Here is an 18,439-nt window from a genome sequence, read left to right on the forward strand (position 1 = left end):
TGATTTGCTCCCTAAAGATACCTATTCGACCACGATTTCGTCGGTGGCAAACCAGGTTTTTTTGCCTTCATTAGGGTGCCCGGCTGGGCAGACACCGGCGTTTTTAGCGCGTATCCGCACGTAGCGAGCCCGTCCCGTCCGGAAATCGGCCACCACGGGCAGGATCGACCAGGGGCCGTTCAGCTCGTAGGTTACGGGTTGGGCAATGGCCTCTTTGAAGTCCTGCCCATCGCGCGATAGGGCCACCTCTACAGAGGTTGGCGGGAAGCCTCCTTCCAGGATGATCTTCAGGAAATTGAGCGACACTTTCGAAACACTCGTAATCTCGCCCAGATCCAGCGTCAGGTCCAGGTCGGTGCCGTAGACACTGACCCACTGGCGCCGGTCGCGGGGTGTTTCGCCCCGTACGCCATCGGTCAGTTTCAGATTGTTGGCGGTTGCATCGCCCTGCGGGGCGATGGCGTAGGTGTAGGGCTTATTCTTAGCTTTATGCAGGGTGAAGGTTTGGGTTAGCCGCCCTCCCGTCTGGGTGATAGCGCGTAGGGTTGTCGTTTTGGTCAGGGTAATGGGGCCACTGTATTCGCTGCTCTTCTCGCTGGGTTCTTTGCCATTGGTCGTAAAGAAAATGTGACTGTCTGCATCGAGCTTGGTTAGCTTCACCTGAACCTGCCCCTGCTCACCGGCCTGCGTTTGCGCCGATATATCGAACAGTCGTTTGGCGTAGTTGACCCGGCTGGCGTCCAGTTTGGGCAGGTGATTTTTTAGCCGCATCGCAAAGTCCTCGAAGTTGCGCGGGCCAGCGGGCATCCAGCCGATCTCGGCCAGCGCCAGCGCCCGGGGCCAGACCATGTACTCGACCGACTCCGGGGTTGGCATGTATTCGGTCCAGATATTACCCTGCACACCCAGAATGTATTTCTGCTGCTCGGCTGTTAGCTCAGCGGGCATGGGTTCGTAAGCATAGACCTTGTCGAGGGGGAGGTAGCCGCCAATGGCCAGGGGTTCAGTGGCGGGGTTGCCCTGGTAATAATCGAGGTAGCAGTTATCGGTAGGAGTCATGATGACCGTATGCTTCTGTTTGGCAGCCGCGATGCCACCCGCCGTACCGCGCCAGCTCATGATCGTTGCGTTGGGGGCGACACCGCCCTCCAGAATCTCGTCCCAGCCAATGATACTCCGGCCTTTGCTGTTCAGGAATTTCTCCATCCGCCGGATGAAATAACTCTGCAGTTCGTTCTCATCCCTGAGCTTGTTTTTCTTCATAAGCTCCTGGCAGAATGCGCTTTGTTTCCAGGCCGTTTTCGGGCACTCGTCCCCCCCGATATGCACGTACTTACCCGGAAAGAGAGCCACCACTTCGGTCAGTACGTCCTGCAAAAAAGTAAACGTTTTCTCTGACGGGCAAAATACGTCGTCAAATACACCCCAGTGGGTAGCCACTGTATAGGCTTTGGTGGGTTCGCAGCCCAGCTCGGGATAGGCAGCCAGGGCGGCCCGCGCGTGACCCGGCATTTCGATTTCGGGAACGATCGTGATGAAGCGGCTCTGCGCGTACCGGACAACCTCCCGAATATCGTTCTGCGTATAGAACCCGCCATGCGGTTTGCCGTCGTACTGCATGGGATAGTTCTGGTAAAACTGACCAACGAGAGTCTCCGGGCGCTGGCTGCCGATCTGGGTCAGCTTCGGGTATTTCTTGATCTCGATCCGCCAGCCCTGATCGTCGGTCAGGTGCCAGTGAAAGGTGTTCTGCTTATGCATGGCCATCAGATCGATGAACTTCTTTACGAATGATACCGGCATAAAATGGCGGCTGACGTCCAGCATCAGACCCCGATGGCCGAAGCGTGGTTTGTCGGTGATCTGGCAGGCGGGCAGGCGGTTGTCCGTCAGGAGTTGCCGCAGGGTCTGAGTGGCGTAGAACAGGCCCCGTGGGGTTGCCGCTTCGGCGGTTACTTTACCCGGTGCTACGGTCAGTTTGTAGCCCTCGTCGCCCAGGGTTAACTTCTTGTTGATGGTCAAGAAAATATGCGCGCCTTTGGCCAGAGCCGGGCTGGCAGCCGCCAGGGTAAGGGTGGGTCCATTAGCTGCTTTGACCTGACTCGCAAAGGTCTGGGCTACGGCCCGCACGCCAGCATCGGTACCAGGCGCGGTAACCAGGCGGGTGGTGCTGGTAATGGAAAACTGGCCATCCTGACCGGCAAAGCGGGCTGGAAACGGAATGAGATTGTACTGGTTTTCGGGTTGTTGACCGATAGCTGCAAAAGAGAGGAGTAACAGACCAATCAGGTACTTCATACGGAAGATGGGGCAAGAATGAACAGGCAAGGTAAGCACGATCGACCGTATGAAAAAGCAACCCCCCATCCAGACGGTCTGGATGGGGGGTTGAAGCTAGCCATTTTCGTCGTCTTACTTCGACTTGGCCGCGGGCTTCTTGGCCGTCGTTTTTTTCGCCGTCGGCGCTTTGGCTGCGGCCTTGGTTTTACTGGTTGAACCGGCCTTTTTCGCCGTTGTTTTACCGGCTGACTCTTCGCCCTCACCAGCCAGTTTCAAACAGTCTTCCAGGGTCAGCGAGGCCGCGTCTACATCTTTCGGGATGCGTACGTTCCGTTTGCCCACGGCCAGATAAGGGCCGTACTGACCGTTAACAATCTTGATTTCGGGCCGCTCGGCAAACTCTTTGATATACTTGTTGGCTTCTGCCTGGCGCTTTTGCTGAATGAGCTCGATAGCCCGCTCCAGGGTAAGCTCGGCCAGTGATTCGTTACGCGGAATAGAAATGTATTTGTCGAGGTGCTTCACGTACGGACCAAACCGGCCTTTGCCTGTGGTAACCAATGTGCCCTCAAACTCACCCAGCGATTCGCTGACCGACTCCGCCCGTTTCTGCTGAATCAGCTCAATAGCCCGTTCGGCTGAAATCGTGTAGGGGTCATCGTCGCGGGTGAGCGATACGTATTTGCCGTCGTGTTTAACGTAGGGGCCAAACTTACCGATCCCGATGGTCATGGCCTGGTCTTCGAAGAAACCAACCTCACGGGGGAGAGCGAAGAGGTTCATGGCCTCGTCGAGGGTAATGGTTTCGATCAGCTGGCCGTCGCGCAGGTTGGCATAACGGGGCTTCTCATCGTCGCTGGCTTCACCGATCTGCACGTAGGCCCCGTATTTGCCCAGCCGGGCCGAAACGGGTTTGCCGGTAGCCGGGTCCGCGCCCAGCACGCGTTCGCCGGTTTTAAATGACACGCCCGATGAGCCCTGTATTTCTTCGATGTTCTTATGAAAATCACCGTAGAAGTCGCCCAGCATGGTTTGCCAGTTAATCTTACCATCGGCAATTTCATCGAACTCTTTCTCGACCGTCGCCGTGAATTTGTAATCGACAATGTCCGGAAAGTACTCGACCAGAAAATCATTTACCACAATGCCCGTGTTGGTCGGGAACAGTTTGGCCTTTTCGGAACCGAACGTTTCTTTGCCGCTCGTCTCACTGATCTGGTTCTGCTGCAGGGTGTATTCAACGTACTTACGCTCCTGGCCGGGTTTGTCCTGTTTGACAACATAGCCGCGGTTGATGATCGTCGATATGGTTGGCGCATAGGTAGAAGGACGGCCAATCCCCATCTCTTCGAGTTTCTTCACCAGCGAGGCTTCGGCGTAGCGGGGCTGCGGCCGGGTAAACTTCTCGGTAGCTTTCATCTGACCGAGGGTCAGGTTCTGTCCGATGCGGAGGGGCGGGAGCATGCCTTTGGCATCTTCATCGTCCTCGTCATCCTTCGATTCCATATATACCCGCAGGAATCCGTCGAATTTGATGACCTCACCCTGGGCAACCAGTTCTTTTGGGAAGCCGGCTGCGTTCGACTTGCCGCTGGCAACGGGCGCATCGAACGGGCTGTCGTCCAGGTTAGCCTGCACCGTAACCGACTGACCATTGGCAAAACCGATGGCAATCGTTACGGTGGTGCGCTCCAGCTGGGCGTCGGCCATCTGCGAGGCAATGGCGCGTTTCCAGATCAGTTCGTAGAGTCGTTTCTGATCGCGGTCAGCGCCGGCGTTCCGGTCGTTGAAGTTCGTGGGCCGAATGGCTTCGTGGGCCTCCTGGGCTGACTCGTTCTTGGTCTTGAACTGCCGGGTCTGCACGTACTTGTCGCCGAATTCGCTTTCGATCTCGGCCTTTGCTTTGCCGATCGCTTCCTGCGAGAGGCTGGTCGAGTCCGTACGCATGTACGAGATCTTACCCGCTTCGTACAGGTTCTGCGCAATGCGCATGGTTCGGTCTACCGAATAGCCCAGTTTACGCGACGCTTCCTGTTGCAAAGTAGAGGTCGTAAAGGGGGGCGCGGGCGACTTCTTGGCGGGTTTGGTTTCCAAGTTCCGGATCGTAAACGAAGCACCAATGCAGGCATCCAGAAACGCCCGGGCATCACCGGCGGTGGGGAAGTTCTTCGGTAGCTCGGCGTTCAGCACCTTATTGCCGTCTACGATGAACTGGGCAGTAACTTTAAACGATGACTTCGCCGAGTGAGCATCGATTTCGCGTTCGCGCTCCACGACGAGCCGCAGCGCAACCGATTGCACACGCCCGGCCGACAAACTCTGTCCGCCCTTGATCTTGCGCCATAAAACGGGTGAGAGTTCGTAACCAACCAGTCGGTCCAGCACGCGCCGGGCCTGCTGAGCGTTCACCAGGTCGACATCGATGGTACGGGGCGACTGTATGGCGTTCAGGATCGCATTTTTGGTGATTTCCCGGAAAACGATGCGTTTGGTGTTGTCGCGCAGGCCCAGGGCTTCCTTCAGATGCCACGAAATCGCTTCTCCTTCGCGGTCATCGTCCGTTGCCAGCCATACCTCCTCGGCCGACTTAGCCAGCGATTTTAGTTCACTTACCAGTTTTTTCTTGTCGGGCGATATTTCGTACGAGGGCCGGAATCCGTTCGCGACATCGACGGCCAGTCCGTCTTTGGGCAGATCACGGACGTGGCCGAAGCTCGACTTCACGGTAAAGTCTTTGCCTAAGTAGCCTTCAATGGTCTTGGCCTTCGCTGGCGACTCCACAATGACTAAGTTCTTCGACATGTTATGTGTTCAGGTTGATAATGGCTCCGGGACACTTATCCCGCGGTAGATTACATCAGCATTTCAGTCCAGACCGGGTCAATCTGGCCAACATCCATACTGGCTGACCCTATGCAGGTCGAGCCAAATATAGGCGCAAACAAATTGACTTATGCAAATGCACAAAATGCGTACGGCGGGAAAAGATCGGAGAGTTGCTCCTTTTTATAACGCCATACGGTCGGTCAACGTTCGTTTACGGAGTCGTAAGGCGTGTATAAATCAACGTTTAATTACTTTGTTTCAGTCACAACCAAAATACATGCCTAATTCTTCATGCTGTCGCGCCGGAAAAGATGGCTGGCTACCGGCTGGCCCCAAAAACACTGGCGGGTAGGAATGTTCTGCCAGGGTCCAGAGGGGAACCTGACGGATTAAAAAAGGGGATTCCTGAAGCTGGCCTCCAGGAATCCCCTTTTTACAGATTAAGTACGTACCCGGGTACGATCACTGAGCGCTTACCTGCCCGCCAATTTCACCGTTGGGGCTGGTCGTGGACCGAATGATGAGCCGATAATTGCCATTCTGAAGATTGGTGGCCTGCTCGGGTGTCAGGGTAACTGTTCCGCTGAGTGGAGACGTCAGCGTAAGACCTGTACCGGTGGTGCCACTGCCGGGGCTGGTCGATGTCCCACTCCCCGGTGTCGTGCTGGTGCTGCTACCTGGCGACGTTGACGTTCCACTACCGGGGGGTGTGCTGGTACCGCTGCCGGGGCTGGTAGCTGTGCCGCTACCGGGGGTTGTGCTGGTACCGCTGCCGGGCGTTGTGGCTGTGCCGCTGCCCGGTTCAGAAAGGCCGGGGGTAAGCGAGCCTGCCAGTACGAGGGTACTGCCGGCCGTTGTTGAGGTCGCTGTCGTAGACACCGGCTCCAGCGTAATCGCCGTAGGGGTAACAATGCCCGAATAGGAGACGGTATAACTAAGCGCCCTGGTCGTCGGATCGATGGTGCCCGAAAATGAGCCCGTCGCTGTAGAGGTGGTCGTACCGGAGGTGGCCGAAGTAGACAACCCCTGGCTGGACAGCGTAGCGGTGTACTGACTGGATACAACCGGAATCGGGGTGGCTTCGGGGTCTTCGTCGTTACAGGCATAAAATGCTGCCGATACCGTCAGGCCGAGCAGAGCAAAGAGTGCTTTTTTCATCCGTTGAATAAGCGTTTACAGTGAATAAAATAGAGTATAATCTACAGGTATGATATGTTGATACCCGATTTGGTAACGGCTCGTCCGGGTGGGGAGTGTGAAATAGGAGGGTATACTGAGTGAACGGGCCCTATCTCCGGGATTCTGGGCCGACTCGGGCAAGCTAGCCGTGAGAATATTTCCAAAACGAAATAGAATCCTCTAATTTTGACCCGCTAACTGGAATCCATTTACTGAATTTGCTGGTTAGCTTACTAGATACCCTATTCAGTACCTTATAATCCGTTATTATCATGGCTTTTGATGTCGACATGATTCAACGCGTGTATGCCGGTTTGGGCGAGCGCATTGAAGCAGCCCGGCAGGTAGTGGGCCGCCCACTGACCCTGTCGGAAAAAATCTTATACAGTCACCTCTTTGCCGGTGCCGGTACCTCGGCCCAACCCACGCAGGCATATGAGCGGGGTAAAGCATACGTAGACTTCGCGCCTGACCGGGTAGCTATGCAGGATGCAACGGCCCAGATGGCCCTGCTGCAGTTCATGCAGGCCGGTCGGCCGCAGGTGGCTGTTCCATCGACGGTGCACTGCGACCACCTGATCCAGGCTGAAGTAGGTGCCGATAAAGACCTCGACATTGCGAAAAGCAAAAACAAAGAAGTATATGACTTCCTGGCGTCGATCTCGAATAAATACGGCATTGGTTTCTGGAAGCCGGGCGCCGGAATTATTCACCAGGTGGTTATCGAGAACTATGCATTCCCGGGTGGTATGATGATCGGTACCGATTCGCACACGCCCAATGCCGGTGGTCTCGGGATGATTGCGATCGGTGTTGGTGGGGCCGATGCCTGCGACGTGATGGCGGGCCTGGCCTGGGAGCTAAAAATGCCCAAGCTGATTGGCGTAAAACTGACGGGTAAACTGAGCGGCTGGGCATCGGCCAAGGACGTAATCCTGCGGGTGGCGGGTATCCTGACCGTAAAAGGCGGTACGGGCTGCATCGTCGAATACTTCGGCGAAGGGGCCGAAAGTCTGTCGGCTACCGGCAAAGGCACGATCTGTAACATGGGTGCCGAGATCGGCGCTACTACGTCGATTTTTGCCTATGACGAGGCCATGGCCAATTACCTGCGGGCTACCAGCCGCGCCGATATTGCCGATGCGGCCGAAGCCGTAAAAGCGCATTTGCGTTCCGACGACGAGGTATATGCCGATCCGGCAACGTACTACGATCAGCTGATCGAGATTGATCTGAACACCCTGGAGCCGCACATCAACGGGCCGTTCACGCCCGACCTCGCCTGGCCGCTGTCGAACTTTGCCAAAGCGGTAAAAGAAAACGGCTGGCCCGAAAAGCTGGAGGTAGGCCTGATCGGTTCCTGCACCAACTCGAGCTACGAAGACCTGACCCGGTCGGCGTCGGTAGCGGCTCAGGCGGTTAGCAAAAACCTGAAAGTCCGGTCGGAATTCACCGTTACGCCTGGCTCGGAGCTGGTGCGGTTCACGGCTGAGCGCGACGGGCTGCTGGGCACGTTCGAAGATATGGGTGGTGTGGTGCTGGCCAACGCCTGCGGCCCCTGTATCGGGCAGTGGGCGCGTCACATGGACGATCCGACCCGCAAGAACTCGATCATCACGTCGTTCAACCGCAACTTCGCCAAGCGGAACGATGGCAACGCCAGCACCCACGCGTTCGTGGCTTCGCCCGAAATCGTGACGGCCCTGGCCATTGCCGGCGACCTGACATTCAACCCGATGACCGACAAGCTGACCAATGAAAATGGTGAGCAGGTGAAACTCGATGAGCCGCAGGGTATCGAGCAGCCCGTCAAAGGCTATGCCGTCGACGACGCCGGCTACCAGGCCCCTGCCGAAGATGGATCGGGGGTTCAGGTAATCGTATCGCCGACTTCGGATCGTCTGCAGCTGCTGGCTCCGTTTGCTGCCTGGGAAGGTACCGACCTTACCGGTCTCAAACTGCTCATCAAAGCCAAGGGCAAGTGTACGACCGACCATATTTCGATGGCCGGTCCGTGGCTGAAATATCGCGGCCACCTCGATAATATCTCGAACAACATGCTGATCGGCGCTGTCAACTTCTACAACGAGAAGACCAATAGCGTGAAAAACCAGCTCACGGGCGAATATGGCGAAGTACCGGCAGTGCAGCGGGCCTACAAAGCAGCTGGCATCGGATCGGTCGTGGTAGGTGACGAGAACTATGGCGAAGGCTCGTCGCGTGAGCACGCAGCTATGGAACCCCGCTTCCTGGGCGTTCGGGCCATTCTGGTGCGGTCGTTTGCCCGTATCCACGAAACCAACCTGAAAAAGCAGGGTATGCTGGCGCTGACGTTTGCCAACCCGGCCGATTATGACAAAATTCAGGAAGATGACAGCATCGATATCACCGGCCTGACCGAGTTCGCTCCGGGTCGTCCGCTGGGTATTGTGCTTCACCATGCCGACGGTACCACCGACGAGTTCCAGGCAAACCACACTTATAACGAAGGTCAGATCGAGTGGTTCAAGGCGGGTGCTGCGCTGAATATCATCCGGATGAAGCAAAACGCGTAAATCCAATGACGGACCTGGTGTCTGTCATTGATTATACAAAAACCCGGCTGGCAATCCGCAAGGACCGCCAGCCGGGTTTTTTACGTCTCATCCCGAGATCCGTTAGGGCGGGCCGCGGTTACTTCAATTTTTCAACGGCTTCTTTCAGGCCGGCAAACTGACGTTTCTTCTGAAGAATCGTCGGGGCGGCCACCCGTTCGCGGCAGTCGAAGATACCGCAGCGTTCGCAGGCTTCGTTTACGATCCGAAACGGGATATCGTTGTTAGTCGTTGTCAGGAATTTCATCTTGGCCCGCAGTGCATCATTGATCGCAAAACACATCGACACGCTCATGTTTTGCTGGGCGGTATGGCTGCCTACGCGGGCCTGAAACGGGTGCGCTACCGAAACAATCAGGTACTGTTGCCGGGCGTCGACATACTCCGATACCTGCGCGCGGCAGAGCGTACCGTCGAAGCCTTTGTTCTGCTGCAGAAACGACAGCTCCTGCAGGATAGTCAGCGCGATCCACCGGCGGCAGTAGTGCTCATCGACCATGCCGCGTGGCCCCTGTTGCCGCGACAGGTGCATCTCTTTGGTCAGATGGAAGGTCGTTTGCCCCGCCGTATGGTTGAACCGGTAAAAGAAAAGCTGATCGATGCCGAACGCACTCGGCAGCACGTTGCTGAGCCGGTAGAAGAACCGCTCGGGCGTAGCGCCAAAGTCGGTGATGAGCTGCAGAAAATCATCGTTGCTCCAGGTGTCTCGGGCAAACAGCGCACTCAGCCGCTCTACCAGCTGGTCGCGCCGGATCAGGATGGCACCGGCAAAATAAGACGCTTTATAATTGTTCAGAATCTGCTCGAACGACTCGGCCTCGACCCACGAATAGGTATACGGCCGGTTTTTGAGGCTCATGAACTGAAACCCCACTTCGCGGGCCAGAATGAACGACCGCTGCTCGAGCGTAAGGCCCGCGTTCAGGTGTAGAGTTCGCTTTTCGGCCGGGGCGTTTGCGGACGATACCGCCCGGCCGGGTCTGAAAATAGACCGCAGGGCTGTCAGTTCAGGCTGCGTGAGCGGGTCGAAGTACTCGATATGAATATTATACTGCGTCTTGAGCAGGTTGGTCAGCAGGGCTTCGTCGACGGCCTGACCCGAGGGCGCAAACTGATTGAGGAACCGTTCGGCATCGGCTTCGATATCCGGGAAAAAGTTGTCGTGCATTTCCTGATACGAGCGCAGCATGGTCAGGTACAGCCGCTCCACACTCATGTTGTAGGTGAGCGCGATGTCCATGAATGTACGGATCATGGCACTCACTTTGGCGGGGGCTTCGGCCAGTAACTCGAGCAGGTCAGAGGGATCGATGCCGAAGAGTTCGAGCGGTACCTCGGTCAGGAATTTCGATCGCAGCAGGTCCGAGATCGGTTCCAGTTTCTTGCTCAGCTTCAGGGAGACCAGCGTATCGTAGTCAACCTGCATGGCATTGGCCAGCGCCGAGATTTTGTCGGCTTTTGGGTATTTCCGGCCTTTCTCTATCTCGGTCACGTACGAGATCGACAGGCCGGCCTGCTGGGCCAGCTCACTGACCGACAGCCCCCGGTCAAGGCGGAGCTGGCGGAGTTTGAGGCCGAATAACAGGCGAATATGGTCAGCGGGTAGGTTCAATGGAATGAAGAACGATAAATGATCAGAACCAGGTGATGGCAGGCTACTGGCAAACGGGCCAGTGCTGGTCCCGTCAGTAAAAGTACGAAAAGTGCGCCGGAACCGGTGTCATGTTCTGAAAAGGCTGCGGCTGTTATCCTTATGTTGACCAATAGAAAGCAACGTTCAGGCTCCGTACGGATCAACAGATAATTCAGCTGTACTTGTCTAGACAAGTTGTGGTGCCTATATTTGTTTATGCTTACCCGCCCGCGCCAGTACCAGCTTATCTACGAGTCGCTGAAGACCCAGCTGACGGCTGGTGTTTACCCGAAAGGGTCGTTGCTGCCGTCGGAGAACGAGCTGGCGGTTCAGTTTCAGACCACGCGAACAACCGTCCGGCAGGCGCTTACCGAACTGGTCAGGGATGGCTATATCGAACGACAGCACGGGCGGGGGAGTATTGTTCGGTCCGAACGGCAGACCTTGGGTTTACTGTCGTTCCAGGGGTTTTCGGAGGTAGTGGCCGGTGGCCATGCGGTTCGGACTACCTTTCTGAAACCCATTATGCTTCAGGACTGGCCATCGGCCTTCGTTTTTCCGCTGACCGATGCCGAACGGGCTGTCGATTGTCTGGCGCTGGAACGAATCCGATACGCGGATGAGCACCCGGTCATGCTCGAGTACACCTTTGTGCCCAACGTCGGCCTCGACGATATGCTGACCAACGATCTGCTGGACGGGTCCCTGTTCCGAACTCTACACCAGCGCTACCAGCTTGCCATTATTGACATGCAGCAGCGGCTCTATGCCGTGGGGGCAACGGCCCGGCAGGCGGCTGTGTTCGGGTGTGCACTGCATACGCCTTTGCTGTACATGGAGCGCCGGTATCTGACCAGCCGACCGGGACTACACGTATATAGCCAGTTATACTGCCATACCGATAAGTACGCCATCAGCAATGGTCTGTAACCTCTAAACCCTGTATAAACCCAGTAATTATGACGCCTAATCAGACTCTGATCCGCGAGATCGCCAAGATGATCGATCATTCGCTGTTGCACCCCACCCTGACCGACGCCGAACTGCGCGAAGGCTGCCAGCTGGCGCTGCGCTACGATGTAGCATCGGTCTGTATCAAGCCCTATGCCGTAACCCTGGCCCGTGAGCTGCTGGCCGGTTCTGACGTGCTGGTGGGTACAGTCATCGGTTTTCCAGCTGGTAACAGCGCCGTTTCCATTAAGGTGGCCGAAACCATTCAGGCCTGCCTCGACGGCGCGGTCGAGATCGATATGGTCGTCAATCTGGGCAAGGTGCTGGCCGAAGACTGGGACTACGTGACCAACGAAATTCGGGCGATCAATACCGCCTGTACAGACCACGGCGCTATCCTGAAGGTTATTTTTGAAAATGACTATCTGCCCGAAGATCGCTACAAGATTCGTCTGTGCGACATCTGCACCGAAGTAGGGGCCGCGTTTGTCAAGACATCAACGGGGTATGGCTTCGTGAAGGGAAGCGATGGCAAGTACAGCTACGAAGGCGCTACCCTGCCGGACCTGCGCCTGATGCTCGACCATGTTGGCCCCGGTGTGCGCGTCAAGGCCGCCGGTGGTGTGCGTACGCTCGATGGGCTGCTGACCGTCAAAGACATGGGCGTATCGCGGCTGGGTGCATCGGCTACGGCGGCTATTCTGGAGGAAGCGTACCGGCGGTTCGGTGCCGTAGCGGCCGACACGCCGGTAGCGCCAATAACCGAAGGCAAAGGCTACTGACCAGCCATGGTCTGGCCACCGGAACGAGGACTTTGCAACCAACTCCGGTGGTCAGACTACGCCCGGCTGCTCTACCGTTGTCAGGAGCGGTCGAAGCGGCTTAGCTGAAACGGGCTGATGGTAAACCCGGTCCGGCCTTCCAGGGCCAGCTCGGCCAGCACTTGCCCAACCGCGGCCGAATGTTTGAACCCGTGTCCCGAGCAGGCCGAAGCCAGTATGACGTCGGGGTGCTCGGGGTGCTGATCAATGATAAAGTCGCCGTCGGGCGTCATTGTGTAGAGGCAAACGACCGACTTCACGCACCGTGGCCCAATCCCGACGAAGTTAGGGGCTACGTATTGCTCGTACATTAGCCGTATTTCCGACTCGCTGACGGTTCGGTCTACCGTGTGCGGACTGGTGGCGTGCTCGTAGGTTTCCGTAGCCAGCTTGATGCCTCCCGCGGGGCCACCCACCGCCGGAAATCCATATACATTCCGTTCGTTCAGGATAAATACCGGCAGGGTATCGGGTGTGTACCGGGCATAGTCGCCTTCGATGTCGAACCAATACAGCACCTGCCGGTTCACCGTCAGCAACTTGCGATACGGGCTGTGGCGGAGCGATTCGGTGATCCAGGAGCCAGTTGTCAGGATCAGCTTCCGGCCGTGGTAGATTCCCTGATCCGTCTGTACCCGAATGCCCCCGTCGGTGGCCGTAAACCCGAGCAGGCGTTCCTGCGTACGAACGGTAGCGCCCCGCTGTCGGGCCTGTTCCAGCTGGGTGGCTACGCAGCGTTCCGGCCGCAGAAAACCAGCCTCTTCTTCGAAATATCCGATGTCGCCCGGTTGGTATCGGAACTGGGGAAACTGCCGCCGGAGCGATTCGGTATCCAGTACCTGGTGGGGAATACCAAACTGCTCGGCAGCCCGGATGGTGGTGTCGAGCCAGCCCGGCTTATGATGCATAGCCACGGCTGAGTTCGGCTGCCCCACGAACAGCCCTCCCGTGATGGTCAGCAGCTGATGGCCGGTTCGTTGCTCGAGGTCGCGCCAGATGGCATAGGAGCGCAGCGCCAGCGGTACAAAATGGGCCCCTTCGCCAATGGCCTGCCGGGTTATTCGGGTATCGCCGTGGGTCGACCCCATCGTGTGCGGGGGCGAAAACTGGTCAAGACCCAGCACACGGGGCGTCTGGGCCGAGAGCTGGTAGAGGGCGGCACTGCCCATGGCGCCAAGCCCAACAACAATAGCATCGAAGATCATAGGCTGTACATAGGGGTGGGGTCATGGCCGCCGGGGCACAGGCCGGCAGGCTGGGCAAACGTAGGGGTATGGGTTTGTTTGGGACGGCCTGTAGCCATAAAAATCAGCGGTTGGAGGATGCCCAACCGGTTTGTCTGTTATCCATTCTCAAAAGTAACAGGGATTGACTCATTTGTGACAGGCGCTCCGCCCGGTCTGGCCGACCTTTGATCTATCCAAAACGGACAAACCGATTCAACTCCATACAATCATGAAAACGCTCATCAAACCCCTGCTCGTTGCCTTTTCGCTGATCCTGATCAGCCTGACTGTTTCGATGGCCGCTGGTAACCCCGGCCGTCGCCCCGCCCGCATCGCTACCTTCCAGAGCGGTATCTACATCACCGCCGAAGGGAAAATTAAAGTGGCTCTCGATAAACAAACCGGTGGCGCCGTTACACTTCGGTTGATGACCGCTGCCGGCCAGGAGTTATTCGCTCAGCAGCTTGGCAAGAATCAGACGATGACCCGTATGCAGCTGGATGTGAGCAACCTGCCCGACGGGGCCTATCAGCTGGTTGTTTCCAACGGTGTAGATACCACGACCCATGAGCTGACGCTGGATACCAAAGAGCCGGTAGCCAGCCCCCGACGCGTTATGCTGAACTAAGCAGATAACCCGTTTTTGCCTTTCCTCAGTAACCAGTTTAACTACCTCAATCAGGATGGCACGGTCAGTGATCGTGCCGTCTGTATATAAACCAGTCCGATGGTATAGCTATAGCTGGTCAATCGATTTTTGTGTAGTACATTGGCTCCGGGTCGGGCCTGTACGCGCAGGACCGGCTTACCTGTTCCAACGAGCTTATTACGCGCTGCTAGCTGATCGATGAAGACCAAATTACTTCTGGTGGACGATGAAGCCGATCTGGTGGCTCTGTTTCGCCAGCGTTTCCGCCAGGCTATTCAAAAAGGAACTTACGACTTTGTCTTTAGCCAGGATGCTGAAGAGGCTCTGTCGATTCTGGAACAGCAGCCCGATATCGATCTGGTGCTGACGGATATCAACATGCCCGGCATGGATGGACTGACCCTGCTGGATCGCATAACCCGGACCAACTCGCTGCTGTGTACGGTCATGATCACCGCCTATGGCGACATGAACACCATCCGGACGGCCATGAATAGGGGGGCTTTCGACTTTATTACCAAACCCATCAACTTCGATGACCTCGAAGCAACCCTGGAAAAAGCCGCTTACCACGTTCGGCAGATGCGGGAGGCCCGGGAGCTGAAGCTCATGGACGAGGTAAAAACGCGCTTCTTCACCAACATCACCCATGAGCTGCGAACCCCACTGTCGCTGATCGTTTCCCCGGTCGATAAATTGCTGGAGACGGCCGACCTGGCCGATGGCTTGCGCGAGCAGCTGCTAACGGTGCGTCGAAATGCCCGCCAGAGCCTGCGGCTGATCGATCAGCTGCTGGCCATCGACCAGCTTGAAGCCCGGCAGGTAGAGCTGGTCGACCAGATCGGGGATCTGCCCGAATTTGTGGGGCAGGTCGTCGAGCTGTTCCGTCCTTCAACGGCGACTAAAAAGCTGCAGCTAGTGTACGAAACCGACCTGCCCGCGGGGAGCTACCGGTTCGACGCCAGCAAATGGGAAACGATCCTGTTCAACCTGCTGACCAACGCCATTCGATTTACCGACGTTGGCTCGATAACCGTTTCGCTCCGGCAAACGACTACGGGCGTTCGACTGACGGTTCGCGATACCGGCATCGGCATCACGGCGCATAAACTGCCCCATATCTTCGACCGTTTTTATCAGGGAGATAATCTGCGCATCCGGTCCAACGACAGTACTGGAATCAGTCTGGCACTGGTGCGCGAACTGACCCTGCGGCTGGGCGGGGCCATTGAGGTCGACAGCCAGATTGATGGGCCCAACGGCGAGTCGGGTACGGTGTTCAGGCTTGATCTTCCCATTCAGCGCACGAGCGAAGCGCTGACGACTCCGGCAGCCATAGTCCCCGATCTGGTAATCGACTTGCCGGCGCTACCCGGCAGCGCAGCTAAAAAACCGGCCACCAGCGGTGCTGAGTCGACCCCGCTGGTCCTGGTCGTTGAAGACAACGCCGAACTGCGCGAATTCATGACGACCGAACTCGCTACGAGCTACCGCGTACGGTCGGCAGCTAACGGTTACGATGGCTGGGTACTGGCCAAAGAAGAGCTGCCGGCTATCGTGATTACCGATCTGATGATGCCCCGGCTGGACGGCTACGACCTGATCGAACGACTGAAGTCAGATCCGGCCACGGATCATATTGCGGTTGTGTTGCTCACGGCCAGCGTCGGTGAGGAGCAGCGACTGCGGGGGCTGAGCCTGGGCGCCGACGATTTCCTGGCCAAACCGTTTCACCTGGGCGAACTGCGACTGCGGCTGCGGAACCTGCTCAATAGCCAGCAACGCCTGCGGGAACATTACCGGCAGCAGCTGGCCCAACCCGATAGCGCTACCCCCCTGGATACCGTCGGCGATCAGTTTCTCAAAAAGGTATACACGCTCATCGAAGAACATCTGGACGACTCTACCCTGAGCGTGGAGTGGCTGGCCGACAAACTGGCCATGAGCCGGAAAGCGCTGTACCTGAAAATACATAACCTCACTCACCTCTCGCCCGTGGAGCTGATTCGGCAATACCGGCTCCGCAAAGCTATCGACTTGCTGCGGCTGGGTCATAGCGCGGCCGAAACGGCGTATCTGGTGGGCTTTGAAACCCCGTCTTATTTCACGAAAGTGTTCCGGGAGTTTTATAAGCAGACGCCAACCGCCTACGTCAAAGGCTAACCGGAGGAGTTGAGCCCGCAGCACCGGTACGGCCCGGTGCGCTCTGTTCGATTACAGGGGACTGGTGGCAAACGAGCGCTGGTACTGGAGGGGGCTCTTGCCGGTAATGCGCTTAAACTTTTTGTAGAAGCAGGTGAAATTATTAAACCCGCTTTCGTAACATATCTGCTTGATGCTCATGTTCGTGTTGATGAGGAGCTTGCAGGCATTGCCGATGCGAATCTCCAGCAGGAACTGCGTATACTGCTTGCCGGTTCGGGACCTGAAGTAGCGGCAGAACGAATTCGGAACCAGGCCCGCCAGCGACGCCACATCGTCGAGCCGGATTTTTTCCTGAAAATGGTTGAGCGTGTAGGCGTAGATGGTGTTTATCCGCTCATGTTCCACCTCCGAGGCTTCATGCTGGAAGCCCATTGAGGTCAGCAGGCAGCTTTCGTCGGCCTGGCTGGCCGACAGCAGACACTCCATCAGCGCGATCAGCTGGTACGTCCCTTCGGCCTTGTACAGCGTTTCCATCAGGCCGGCCACCCGCTGGGCAGTCTCGCCCGTGAGCCGGATGCCCCGCCGGGCCCGGTCCAGTACGGCTTTCAACACCGCGTTTTCGGGAAGATTCAGAAACCGGTCGCCCCAGAAGTTTTCGGTGAAATGGATAACGGTCGAATAAGGTTGCTGGCTGGCTTCGGCCGCATCGTCCCGGTCGTAGTGCCAGTAGTGAGGCAGGTTAGCGCCAACCAGCACCACATCCCCGGGGTGGAATCGGCGAATGTTGTCTCCGACAAACTGGGTGCCGCTTCCGCGGTGAAAGTGAATCAGCTCCACTTGCGTATGGCAGTGCCAGCGGCTGTTGATATTAGGCAAGTGGTCGCGCCGAACGCTGAACGATCGGTTGGGGGCCGTGGCAACCTGTAAACGGTGAGGCTTCATTACCAAATTACACCTATTCTCGGATGTTATTGTTCCAAATAGGTTAAGATAGCTTACTATATTGGTAATTTACTAATTAATCGACAAAAAGAAATAGTAGTTATTTGCGCTGGGGATCACAGCGCCCTTTTGTATGAAAACACTTACCTGCACCGCACCTGGTCAACTGGATTACCGAACCGACTCGCTGCCACTACTCCAGCCTGGGCACGCGATCGTCCGGGTCACCCGAATCGGTATCTGCGGTACCGACCTGCACGCCTATGAGGGTACGCAGCCGTATTTCAGCTATCCGCGCGTGCTGGGGCACGAACTGGCGGGCGAACTGGTCGAAATCGACGGAGATACGGACTTCGTACCCGGCGAGGCCGTTACCATCATGCCGTACTTTCACTGCGGCCGCTGCATAGCCTGTCGGGTTGGCAAAATCAACTGCTGCGAGCGGATGCAGGTTTGCGGGGTACACATAGACGGCGGTATGACCGAATACCTGATGGTGCCAGCCTACGCACTTCTCCATGGCCACGGCCTGACCTACGACGAGCTGGCGCTGGTTGAGCCGCTGGCCATCGGGGTTCATGGGCTTCGGCGGGCGGACGTGCAGGCGGGTGAGCATGTGCTGGTGGTCGGCGCGGGGCCCATCGGCCTGGGCATCATCGCGTTTGCGCAGCTGGCGGGGGCGCAGGTGACAGCGCTGGACGTCAACGACAGCCGGCTCGGTTTCTGTCGGCAGCAGCTCGGGCTAACCCGTACGGTTAACCCCCGCACCGAAGACGCTTTTCAGGCAATCAGTGCCTACACCGGTGGGGACATGCCTACGGTGATCATCGACGCTACCGGCAATCTGAAAGCCATTGAGCAGAGTTTCAGCTATCTGGCCCACGGTGGCCGCTACGTACTGGTCGGTCTCCAGCGGCAACCCATCAGCTTCAGTCATCCTGAATTTCACAAACGGGAGGCCACCCTTATGAGCAGCCGCAACGCCACCCGCGCCGACTTCGATCAGGTCATCGACGCCATTCGAGCTGGTCATATCGAGGCCTCCAGCTACATCACCCACCGGGTTCTGTTCGATCAGGTTGGTGACCAGTTCAGCAGCTGGCTCGATCCCAACACGGGCGTGATCAAAGCCATGGTGAGCCTGCCCTGATTAATGCAAACGGATTATTCGTAAACCGTTAATCTTGTAGTTA

Annotated in this window: 12 protein-coding genes; 6 read left to right on the forward strand and 6 right to left on the reverse strand. The window is 57.1% G+C overall.

Annotated elements, in window-relative coordinates; translation table 11 throughout:
• Window positions 1–21: 21 nt before the first annotated feature.
• From FBR45_RS09025 to FBR45_RS26575, 3 genes are all read right to left on the reverse strand, one after another.
• Complete coding sequence (locus tag FBR45_RS09025) at window positions 22–2,298, reverse strand: glycoside hydrolase family 20 protein (protein WP_138501284.1); 2,277 nt, start codon at window positions 2,296–2,298, stop codon at window positions 22–24.
• 114 nt (window positions 2,299–2,412) lie between these two features.
• On the reverse strand, window positions 2,413–5,082 hold the full coding sequence (gene topA / locus FBR45_RS09030; RefSeq protein WP_138501287.1) for a type I DNA topoisomerase: 2,670 nt from the start codon (window positions 5,080–5,082) through the stop codon (window positions 2,413–2,415).
• Between the two features lie 486 nt (window positions 5,083–5,568).
• A complete protein-coding gene (locus FBR45_RS26575) occupies window positions 5,569–6,264 on the reverse strand; it encodes a CHRD domain-containing protein (protein WP_246082163.1) in 696 nt (231 codons plus the stop codon).
• A gap of 293 nt (window positions 6,265–6,557) precedes the next feature.
• On the opposite strand from FBR45_RS26575, the gene FBR45_RS09040 reads away from it, so the two are divergent.
• Window positions 6,558–8,840: an aconitate hydratase gene (locus FBR45_RS09040; RefSeq protein WP_138501291.1), complete on the forward strand. Its 2,283-nt coding sequence runs from the start codon at window positions 6,558–6,560 to the stop codon at window positions 8,838–8,840.
• A gap of 118 nt (window positions 8,841–8,958) precedes the next feature.
• Here the strand turns inward: FBR45_RS09040 and FBR45_RS09045 are convergent, their stop codons facing one another.
• Window positions 8,959–10,491: a helix-turn-helix domain-containing protein gene (locus tag FBR45_RS09045; protein WP_138501293.1), complete on the reverse strand. Its 1,533-nt coding sequence runs from the start codon at window positions 10,489–10,491 to the stop codon at window positions 8,959–8,961.
• 237 nt (window positions 10,492–10,728) lie between these two features.
• On the opposite strand from FBR45_RS09045, the gene FBR45_RS09050 reads away from it, so the two are divergent.
• Entirely contained in the window at window positions 10,729–11,442 is a 714-nt protein-coding gene (locus FBR45_RS09050; protein ID WP_138501295.1) for a GntR family transcriptional regulator, read from the forward strand.
• Window positions 11,443–11,471: 29 nt separating this feature from the next.
• Entirely contained in the window at window positions 11,472–12,245 is a 774-nt protein-coding gene (deoC, locus tag FBR45_RS09055) for a deoxyribose-phosphate aldolase (RefSeq protein ID WP_138501297.1), read from the forward strand.
• Window positions 12,246–12,325: 80 nt separating this feature from the next.
• On the opposite strand, the gene solA is transcribed toward deoC, so the two are convergent.
• The gene (solA, locus tag FBR45_RS09060) at window positions 12,326–13,489 is read right to left on the reverse strand and encodes an N-methyl-L-tryptophan oxidase (RefSeq protein ID WP_138501299.1); all 1,164 of its coding nucleotides are present in this window, start codon (window positions 13,487–13,489) and stop codon (window positions 12,326–12,328) included.
• Window positions 13,490–13,739: 250 nt separating this feature from the next.
• Between solA and FBR45_RS09065 the strand changes: the two genes are divergently transcribed.
• Both FBR45_RS09065 and FBR45_RS09070 read left to right on the forward strand, forming a co-directional pair.
• Window positions 13,740–14,138, forward strand: coding sequence for a T9SS type A sorting domain-containing protein (locus FBR45_RS09065; RefSeq protein WP_138501301.1), 399 nt, complete (start codon window positions 13,740–13,742; stop codon window positions 14,136–14,138).
• Between the two features lie 219 nt (window positions 14,139–14,357).
• The gene (locus FBR45_RS09070; RefSeq protein WP_138501303.1) at window positions 14,358–16,322 is read left to right on the forward strand and encodes a response regulator; all 1,965 of its coding nucleotides are present in this window, start codon (window positions 14,358–14,360) and stop codon (window positions 16,320–16,322) included.
• Between the two features lie 51 nt (window positions 16,323–16,373).
• Here FBR45_RS09070 and FBR45_RS09075 read toward each other — a convergent pair whose 3' ends face one another.
• Window positions 16,374–17,246 carry an AraC family transcriptional regulator gene (locus tag FBR45_RS09075; protein ID WP_138501305.1) on the reverse strand — a complete coding sequence of 291 codons (873 nt, stop codon included), beginning with the start codon at window positions 17,244–17,246 and terminating at the stop codon, window positions 16,374–16,376.
• 133 nt (window positions 17,247–17,379) lie between these two features.
• On the opposite strand from FBR45_RS09075, the gene FBR45_RS09080 reads away from it, so the two are divergent.
• Window positions 17,380–18,396 (forward strand): zinc-binding alcohol dehydrogenase family protein, encoded by a 1,017-nt coding sequence (locus FBR45_RS09080; protein WP_138501307.1) that lies wholly within the window; start codon window positions 17,380–17,382, stop codon window positions 18,394–18,396.
• Window positions 18,397–18,439: the final 43 nt, after the last annotated feature.

Source organism: Spirosoma lacussanchae, assembly GCF_005870035.1.
Taxonomy (GTDB): domain Bacteria; phylum Bacteroidota; class Bacteroidia; order Cytophagales; family Spirosomataceae; genus Spirosoma; species Spirosoma lacussanchae.

What these genes read in the sequence shown, in the direction of transcription:
- FBR45_RS09070 (WP_138501303.1), top strand. Translation starts at nt 14,358, where the DNA reads ATGAAGACCAAATTACTTCTGGTGGACGATGAAGCCGATCTGGTGGCT.
- FBR45_RS09080 (WP_138501307.1), top strand. Translation starts at nt 17,380, where the DNA reads ATGAAAACACTTACCTGCACCGCACCTGGTCAACTGGATTACCGAACC.
- FBR45_RS09065 (WP_138501301.1), top strand. Translation starts at nt 13,740, where the DNA reads ATGAAAACGCTCATCAAACCCCTGCTCGTTGCCTTTTCGCTGATCCTG.
- FBR45_RS26575 (WP_246082163.1), bottom strand. Translation starts at nt 6,264, where the DNA reads ATGAAAAAAGCACTCTTTGCTCTGCTCGGCCTGACGGTATCGGCAGCA.
- FBR45_RS09050 (WP_138501295.1), top strand. Translation starts at nt 10,729, where the DNA reads ATGCTTACCCGCCCGCGCCAGTACCAGCTTATCTACGAGTCGCTGAAG.
- deoC (WP_138501297.1), top strand. Translation starts at nt 11,472, where the DNA reads ATGACGCCTAATCAGACTCTGATCCGCGAGATCGCCAAGATGATCGAT.
- FBR45_RS09040 (WP_138501291.1), top strand. Translation starts at nt 6,558, where the DNA reads ATGGCTTTTGATGTCGACATGATTCAACGCGTGTATGCCGGTTTGGGC.
- FBR45_RS09075 (WP_138501305.1), bottom strand. Translation starts at nt 17,246, where the DNA reads ATGAAGCCTCACCGTTTACAGGTTGCCACGGCCCCCAACCGATCGTTC.
- solA (WP_138501299.1), bottom strand. Translation starts at nt 13,489, where the DNA reads ATGATCTTCGATGCTATTGTTGTTGGGCTTGGCGCCATGGGCAGTGCC.
- topA (WP_138501287.1), bottom strand. Translation starts at nt 5,082, where the DNA reads ATGTCGAAGAACTTAGTCATTGTGGAGTCGCCAGCGAAGGCCAAGACC.
- FBR45_RS09025 (WP_138501284.1), bottom strand. Translation starts at nt 2,298, where the DNA reads ATGAAGTACCTGATTGGTCTGTTACTCCTCTCTTTTGCAGCTATCGGT.